The sequence below is a fragment of the Sphingosinicella sp. genome (assembly GCF_052387495.1).
GTDB lineage: Bacteria > Pseudomonadota > Alphaproteobacteria > Sphingomonadales > Sphingomonadaceae > Allosphingosinicella.
In genome coordinates this window covers 1-5389 of record NZ_JBQTJC010000292.1, presented here as the reverse complement: position 1 = coordinate 5389, position 5389 = coordinate 1, and the positions used below count along the sequence as shown (strand labels likewise).

At 69.4% G+C, this 5389-nt stretch carries 5 protein-coding genes and 1 pseudogene; 3 read left to right on the top strand and 3 right to left on the bottom strand.

The window, feature by feature from the left end:
* A pseudogene (locus ACT4N8_RS16000) lies at positions 1-184 on the top strand (FAD-dependent oxidoreductase); the annotation flags it as partial.
* A gap of 5 nt (positions 185-189) precedes the next feature.
* The gene (locus ACT4N8_RS15995) at positions 190-1362 is read left to right on the top strand and encodes an LL-diaminopimelate aminotransferase (protein ID WP_444859105.1); all 1173 of its coding nucleotides are present in this window, start codon (positions 190-192) and stop codon (positions 1360-1362) included.
* A gap of 1 nt (position 1363) precedes the next feature.
* On the opposite strand, the gene cysC is transcribed toward ACT4N8_RS15995, so the two are convergent.
* The 3 genes from cysC to ACT4N8_RS15980 are packed head-to-tail and all read right to left on the bottom strand — an operon-like array spanning position 1364 to position 4514.
* A complete protein-coding gene (gene cysC, locus ACT4N8_RS15990) occupies positions 1364-3139 on the bottom strand; it encodes an adenylyl-sulfate kinase (RefSeq protein ID WP_444859104.1) in 1776 nt (591 codons plus the stop codon).
* Positions 3139-4038: a sulfate adenylyltransferase subunit CysD gene (cysD, locus tag ACT4N8_RS15985; protein ID WP_444859103.1), complete on the bottom strand. Its 900-nt coding sequence runs from the start codon at positions 4036-4038 to the stop codon at positions 3139-3141. Before cysD ends, cysC begins: the two co-directional genes overlap by 1 nt.
* Positions 4035-4514, bottom strand: coding sequence for a hypothetical protein (locus ACT4N8_RS15980; protein ID WP_444859102.1), 480 nt, complete (start codon positions 4512-4514; stop codon positions 4035-4037). Before ACT4N8_RS15980 ends, cysD begins: the two co-directional genes overlap by 4 nt.
* Before the next feature lie 149 nt (positions 4515-4663).
* On the opposite strand from ACT4N8_RS15980, the gene ACT4N8_RS15975 reads away from it, so the two are divergent.
* Positions 4664-5371 carry a cell cycle transcriptional regulator TrcR gene (locus ACT4N8_RS15975; protein WP_444859101.1) on the top strand — a complete coding sequence of 236 codons (708 nt, stop codon included), beginning with the start codon at positions 4664-4666 and terminating at the stop codon, positions 5369-5371.
* Positions 5372-5389 lie beyond the last annotated feature (18 nt).

The following is a 5389-nucleotide window of genomic DNA, read 5'->3' as shown; positions in this document are numbered from 1 at the left end:
GCCCGATTATCTCCCGGCGATCGGCCGCAGCCGGCGCGCGCCCACTGTCGTCTACGCCTTCGGCCACCAGCATCTCGGCTTGACGCTGGCGGCGATCACGGGCGAAGCGGTCGCGGCGCTGGTGACGGGCGAAACGCCGCCCGTCGCACTCGCGCCGTTCGATCTTTCCCGCTTCGAAAGCTGACTTCCGTGACCGATTTCTACCGCATTCGCCGCCTTCCGCCCTACGTCTTCGCCGAGGTGAACGCGATGAAGGCGGCGGCGCGCGCGCGGGGCGAGGACATCATTGATCTCGGCATGGGCAATCCCGACGGCGCGCCGCCGGCGCACGTCATCGAGAAGCTGGCCGAGGTCGCCCGCAATCCCCGCGCGCATCGCTACTCGGCGTCGAAGGGGATCGCCGGGCTCAGGAAGGCGCAGGCGGCCTATTATCAGCGCCGCTTCGGCGTCGCGCTCGATCCCGACAGCGAGGTCATCGTCACCCTGGGTTCGAAGGAGGGCCTCGCCAATCTCGCCCTGGCGATCACCGCCCCGGGCGACGTCGTGCTCGCGCCCAACCCGTCTTATCCGATCCACCAGTTCGGCTTCATCATCGCCGGCGCCGCGATCCGCTCGATCCCCGCCGCGCCGGGGCCGGACTTCTTCGACATCCTCGAACGCTCGCTGCGCTACACGGTGCCCAAGCCGACCGTGCTGGTGATCGGCTATCCGTCCAATCCCACCGCTTATGTCGCCGATCTGACCTTCTACGAGAAGGTCGTCGCCTTCGCCCGGGAGCGCGGCCTCTGGGTGATCAGCGACCTCGCTTATGCCGAAATCTATTATGGCGACACGCCGACGCCCTCGATCCTCCAGGTGCCGGGCGCGAAGGAGGTCGCGGTCGAGTTCACCTCGATGTCGAAGACCTATTCGATGGCGGGCTGGCGGATCGGCTTCGCGGTCGGCAATCCGACCCTGATCGGCGCGCTCGCCCGGGTGAAATCCTATCTCGATTACGGCGCCTTCACGCCGATCCAGGCGGCGGCGACCGCGGCGCTGAATGGGCCGCAGGACATCGTCGCAGCCAACCGCGCGCTCTACACGGCGCGGCGGGACTGCCTCGTCGATTGCTTCGGCCGCGCGGGCTGGGAGATCCCCCCGCCCGAGGCCAGCATGTTCGCCTGGGCGCCGATACCTGAGCCGCTGCGCCATCTTGGCTCGATGGAATTCTCGAAGAGGCTGCTTTCGGAAGCCGGCGTCGCCGTCGCCCCCGGCGTCGGCTTCGGCGAGGAAGGCGAAGGCTATGTCCGCATCGCCTTGGTCGAGAATGAGCAACGGATCAGACAGGCGGCGCGTGGTGTGAAGCAGTTCTTGAAAGGCTGAGCTAGGCGCCGAGATGGCGGACGATGAGGTCCGCCGCCTCCTCGGCGCTCATCGCCATCGTATCGATCCGAATCTCCGGTGCTTCGGGCGCCTCGTAGGGCGAATCGATGCCGGTGAAATTGGCGAGCCTGCCTTCGCGCGCCTTGGCATAGAGGCCCTTGGGGTCGCGCTTCTCGGCTTCGGCGAGGGGGGCATCGACGAAAATCTCGATGAAATCGCCCTCCGGCACCAGCGCGCGGGCCATGTCGCGTTCGGAGCGGAAGGGGCTGATGAAGGCGGTGATGACGATCAGGCCGGCGTCCATCATCAGCTTCGCCGCCTCGCCGACGCGGCGGATATTCTCGACCCGGTCGGCGTCGGTGAAGCCGAGGTCGCGGTTGAGGCCCAGGCGGACATTGTCGCCGTCGAGCAGGAAGGTGTGGCGCCCGGCCGCGTGCAATTTCGCCTCGACCAGATTGGCGATGGTCGATTTGCCGGCGCCGCTGAGGCCGGTGAACCAGAGCAGTTTCGGTCTCTGACCCATCAGCGTGGCGCGGCGCTCGGGCGTGACCGCCGATGCCTGCTCATGCAGGTTATCGGCGCGGCGGAGGCCGAAACGGATCAGGCCGGCGGCAAGCGTGCGCGCATTCACCGGATCGATCAGGATGAAACCGCCCAGCTCGCGGCTCTTCTCGTAGGGCTCGAAGGCGAGCGGGCGGGCGGTCCAGAGATTGGCGAGCCCGATCTCGTTGAGCGCCAGCGTCCGCGCGGCGAGCGGCGCCATCGTCTCGACGTCGACCCGGTGCTTGAGGCTCTGCACCGACGCGGCGACGGTGCGGGTGCCGTGCTTCAGCAGATAGCGCCGCCCGGGGAGCAATTCCTCCTCGTCCAGCCAGATCAGGGTCGCCTCGAACTGATCGGCGATCATCGGCGGCTCGCCGGCGAAGAGCAGATCGCCGCGCCCGCAATCGACCGGATCGGCGAGGACGAGCGAAACGGCGTCGCCCGCCTCGGCCCGCTCCCGGTCGCCGTCCATCGCCGCGATCCGCGCGACTTTGGACGCCGCGCCGCCGGCCACCGACACCGTATCGCCCGCGCCGACGGCGCCGCCCGCGACGGTGCCGGCGAGATAGCGCGTGCCGTCCGCGCGGGTGACGAGCTGCACCGGCATGCGGAAGTCCGCGATCTCCGCGCGGCGGCGCGGCTCCGCCTGGTCGAGCAGCTCGATCAGCGTCGGGCCGTCATACCAGCCCATCCGCTCCGAGCGCTCGAGGATATTGTCGCCCTCCAGCGCCGAGACCGGGATCGCGGTGAAGTCGTCGACGCCCTCCTCGAGCAGGCCGGCCAAGCCGTACCAGGCGGCGTCAAACGGGCCGGACTGGAAACCGACCAGGTCCATCTTGTTCACGGCCAGCACGAAATCGCGGATGCCGAGCAGCCGCGCGATCATCACATGGCGGCGGGTCTGGGTGGTCAGCCCGGTGCGGGCGTCGACGAGAACGATGGCGAGGTCGGCGGTCGAGGCGCCGGTCGCCATGTTGCGGGTATATTGCTCGTGTCCGGGCGCGTCGGCGAGGAGGATGCGGCGCTTGCCGGTCGAGAAGTTGAGGCGCGCGACGTCGATCGTGATCCCCTGCTCGCGCTCGGCCTCGAGCCCGTCGGCGATGAAGGCGAAATCCTCGACGCCCGCGATGCGGTCGCGGGGCATCGCGCCGCAGCCGACCATCAGCCGCCCGATCAGGGTCGACTTGCCGTCGTCGACCGAGCCGCAGGTGAGGACGCGCAGCAGGTCGGCCATCAGAAATAGCCCTGCCGCTTCTTGCGCTCCATCGAGGCGGGCTGGTCGTGGTCGATCAGCCGCCCGACCCGCTCCGACGTGTCGCCCGCCTCCAGCTCGGCGAGGATGTCGTCAACGCTTTCGGCGTCGCTCGCGACCGCGCCGGTGAGCGGATAGCAGCCCAGGGTGCGCACACGGACGCGGCGCTCGACCGACGTCTCGCCGGGCGCGAGCGGGAAGCGGCCGTCGTCGACGATCAGGAGGGCGCCGTCGCGCTCGACCGTCGGGCGCGGCGCCGCGAAATAGAGCGAGGCGACCCGCAGCTCTTCGCGCGCGATATAGTGCCAGATGTCCGCCTCGGTCCAGTTGGAGAGGGGAAAGACGCGCATCGTCTCGCCCGGGCCCAGCCGGGTGTTGTAGAGGCTCCACAGCTCCGGCCGCTGCCGGCGCGGGTCCCAGACATGGCCGGCGACGCGGACGGAGATGATGCGCTCCTTCGACCGGCTCGGCTCCTCGTCGCGCCGCGCGCCGCCGAACGCGGCATCGAAGCCGCTCGCGTCGAGCGCCTGCTTGAGCCCTTCGGTCTTCCACAGCTCGGTATGCGTCGTCGCGCCGTGGTCGAACGGATTGATGCCGCGCGCCTCGGCGTCCGGGTTGCGGTGGACGATCAGCTCCATCCCCGCTTCGGCGGCAAGCTGGTCGCGCAACGCGTACATCTCCCGGAACTTCCAGCCGGTATCGACATGAAGCAGCGGAAAGGGCGGCACGGCGGGCCAGAAGGCCTTGCGCGCGAGATGCAGCATCACGCAGCTGTCCTTGCCGGCCGAGAAGAGCAAAACCGGCCGCGCCATCTCCGCGACGCATTCGCGGAAGATGTGGATCGCCTCCGCCTCGAGCCGCTGGAGATGATCGCGCGTCATTGCGCCTGGGGCTGTCCCTCGCATGCCGCGCGCAGCTCAGCCACCGCCTCGCCGGCGCCGTCGAGCGGGAAATACATGTCGAAGACCGTCCCCTCGATGTCGGTGGCGCGCACGACCAGCCGCTCCGCGCGGGTCAGCCAGTCGATGAAGGCGGGGACCTGGCGGCGGCCGGTCAGCCGCGCGTCATGATCGCGCACCTTCCAGAGCGTCCGCCGCGGCGCATCGCCGTCGAAGCGGTAGGTCAGCGTCCGCCGCCCGGTCAGCGTGCCGCCGTGGCGGAACCAGTGGCGCGAATGGAGCCGCACCTGAATGCCGCGAGAGCGGGCGGGCTCGCAGCTCAGCACGAGCCGGTGGCCGTCGTTGAGCAGCTCGGCCGAAGTGGTGACCCGGTCGGTGATCGGATCGCGGTGGACGGCGACCTGCATCGGACCGCCGGGCACGTCGAGCGCCAACATCGCCAATCCGGTCAACAGCATGCGTGAGCCTCCCTGTCCCGCGGGGAATAGGTCGGCGCCGGGGCGGAGGCAACGAGCTTTGGCTTGCTTCGTTTGGACAGCGGGACTAAATCCCGCCCCGCACTGGCCGCTCCGGGAAGGGGCGGCCCTTATCGTTTCTGGAGGAATTGATGGCCCAGCCGCTCATGCCCCATGCGACGGCCAGCTGGCTCGTCGACAATACGTCGCTGACCTTCGTACAGATCGCCGCCTTTTGCGGGCTGCACATCCTGGAAGTGCAGGCGATCGCCGACGACACCGCCGCGACCAAGCTGACCGGCCGCGATCCGCTGCGCTCGGGCGAGCTCACCCCGGAGGAGATCGAGCGCGGCCAGGCCGATCCCGATTACCGGCTCCAGATGCAGAAGGAGCCGGATCAGGCCATGCGTACGAGGGGTCCGCGCTACACCCCTGTCTCCAAGCGGCAGGACAAACCGGACGGCGTCGCCTGGCTGATCCGCAACCATCCGGACCTCTCCGACGGCCAGATCGGCCGGCTGATCGGGACGACGCGCACGACCATCCAGGCGATTCGCGAGCGCAGCCACTGGAACATTGCCAACATCCAGCCGAAGGACCCGGTGACTCTTGGCCTGACCTCTCAGCGCGAGCTCGACGCCGCAGTCGCCAAGGCGGCCAAGGCGGCCGGGCACGAGGCGGCGCCGCAGGATTCGGCCGGTATGGCGCGCGACCGCGAGGCGCTGATCGAGGAGCTGCGGGCCGAGCGCGAGGCCGCTGCCCGCGAGGCCGAGGCGGCGCTCGCCGCGGAGAGCGGCGAAGCCGCGCCCGAAGCCCCGGCCGACGCCGAGCCGAATGCCGAAACCCTCTTCAAGAGCTGAGCCGCCCTCGCCGGACGA